Source organism: Sulfurihydrogenibium sp. (assembly GCF_027448985.1).
Taxonomy (GTDB): domain Bacteria; phylum Aquificota; class Aquificia; order Aquificales; family Hydrogenothermaceae; genus Sulfurihydrogenibium.
In genome coordinates this window covers 1-1,996 of the sequence record NZ_DAIDMN010000137.1, presented here as the reverse complement: position 1 = coordinate 1,996, position 1,996 = coordinate 1, and the positions used below count along the sequence as shown (strand labels likewise).

Annotated in this window: 3 protein-coding genes; all 3 read left to right on the top strand. The window is 33.9% G+C overall.

Annotation, left to right across the window (positions count from 1 at the left end; all coding sequences use genetic code 11):
- Window positions 1-83 precede the first annotated feature (83 nt).
- Entirely contained in the window at window positions 84-683 is a 600-nt protein-coding gene (locus tag NE054_RS07980; RefSeq protein ID WP_297890421.1) for a spermidine synthase, read from the top strand.
- A gap of 15 nt (window positions 684-698) precedes the next feature.
- The gene (locus tag NE054_RS07975; protein WP_297890420.1) at window positions 699-1,778 is read left to right on the top strand and encodes a bis-aminopropyl spermidine synthase family protein; all 1,080 of its coding nucleotides are present in this window, start codon (window positions 699-701) and stop codon (window positions 1,776-1,778) included.
- Between the two features lie 11 nt (window positions 1,779-1,789).
- Window positions 1,790-1,996: acyltransferase domain-containing protein (locus tag NE054_RS07970; RefSeq protein WP_297890419.1), on the top strand; the 207-nt coding region annotated here is incomplete at its 3' end.

Here is a 1,996-nt window from a genome sequence, read left to right as displayed (position 1 = left end):
CTCTCTAAGCCAAATATATTTGTCTGCTGCTTCTGCTCCTTGACCAACAACCGCCATCCAACCGAGAAAATCCGGAAAGGGTTTTGGTTATAGGTGGAGGAGATGGTGGTACTGTAAGAGAAGTATTAAAACATCCATCTGTAAAAGAGGTTCATCTGTGTGAAATTGATGAAGATGTTATTAAGGTATCAAAAGAGTATCTTCCAAGTATATCTTGCGAACTAAACAACCCAAAAGTTTCTATCTTTATAGAAGATGGTAACAAATTTTTAGATGAAAGAAAAGGGTATTACGACGTTATTCTTTTAGATTTATCGGACCCGGTTGGACCAGCGGAAGCGTTGTTTAAAAGAGCATTTTATGAAAAAGTAAAAGGAGCATTAAAAGAAAATGGTATTATGACAGCTCAAACTGAATCTCCATTCTTACAAGAAGAGTATTTTAAAACTGCTGTAAATGAGATAAAAAAAGTGTTTAAATTTTACGGAACTTACCTTGCATTTATTCCAACCTATCCGGCTGGAATGTGGAGTTTTACAATGGCATCAGATGACATAGACATCTTTAAACAATCTCAATTAGAATATGAAAAAATCAATAACTTGAACACAAAATATTTTTGTGATAAAATATATGCTTCTTTATTTTCTTTACCAAAGTTTGTATCTGATTTAATTAAATAAAAGAGAGGTGAGAAATTGGCAAGAGAAATTTTAAGCAGTATAGCAAGTAGAGCATCTGAAAAAACAGGAATCAAACTTTACGGTAGAAGTGTAGAAAGAGTTTTAGCAGGGCTTTTAACAACTTCCGATTTCTGGAAAGTTGTTGATTTAGCGGACCAGCCTGTGCCTGCTACTTCACAGATAGTAAAAGAACTTGTAGCAGAAGGATTAGCTAAAATAGAAAACGATGAAATCTTATTAACAGAAAAAGGATTACAACTGATAAAAGATTTAAAAATTCCACCTGCTGTAGATTATACCTGTAAAGCATGTGAAGGAAGAGGAATACCATTTTATGCAAATTTAGACTGGTATCATACCTTTTTACAGGTTACAAAAGACAGACCAAAAGCTATTCAAGAGTACGACCAAGGTAGTGTAACTCCAGAAACAACAGTTTCAAGAGTTTTATTCTTAGATTCAAGAGAAGATTTAAGAGACAGAGATATATTGGTTATGGGTGCTGAAGATGACTTAACAGGTTTAGCAGTAGCTTTAACAAGATTACCAAGAAGAGTTTTAATTTTAGATATAGACGAAAGGTCTATAGATTTTGATAACAGAATATTTAAAGAACTTGGTATAGATAATGCAGAAGCGATAAGATTTGACCTTAGAAATCCATTCCCTGAAGAATGGCTTAAATCTTTTGATGTGTTTATAACAGACCCACCTGAAACTTTAAAAGCCTTTAAAGCATTTATTGCAAGAGGTATTGCAGCCCTTAAACAAGAAGGTAGTGTTGGATACTTTGGACTCACTTTAAGGGATTCATCTATAACAAGATGGCAACAGTTCCAAAAAGCTTTAATAAACGACTACGGAATGGTAATAACGGATATAGTTCAAGATTTTAACGCTTATATGAACTGGGATTATCATGCAGAAACAAAAGCTCAGGAAGTTGCACCTGTAAATAAAGTTCCAACAGATATATGGTATAGGTCCGCATGGGTAAGAATGGAAGCACTACCGGGATTCAAAGGAGAAAACGTTCAAATTACAGATGAAGTGTTTAGAGAACTGTACTTAGACGAAGAAGGTTCAACAACGTAAAGAGGTTGATAATGAAAGCATTCGTTTTTCCAGGTCAAGGTTCTCAGTATGTGGGAATGGGAAAGGATTTTTATGACACGTTTGAAAAAGTCCGTCAACTACACCAAAAAGTGAATGAAAAACTTGGGTTTAATTTAACTGATATTATTTTTAACGATGAAGAAAAGTTAAATCTAACTCAATATACTCAACCAGCTTTAGTTTTAACATCTTACATT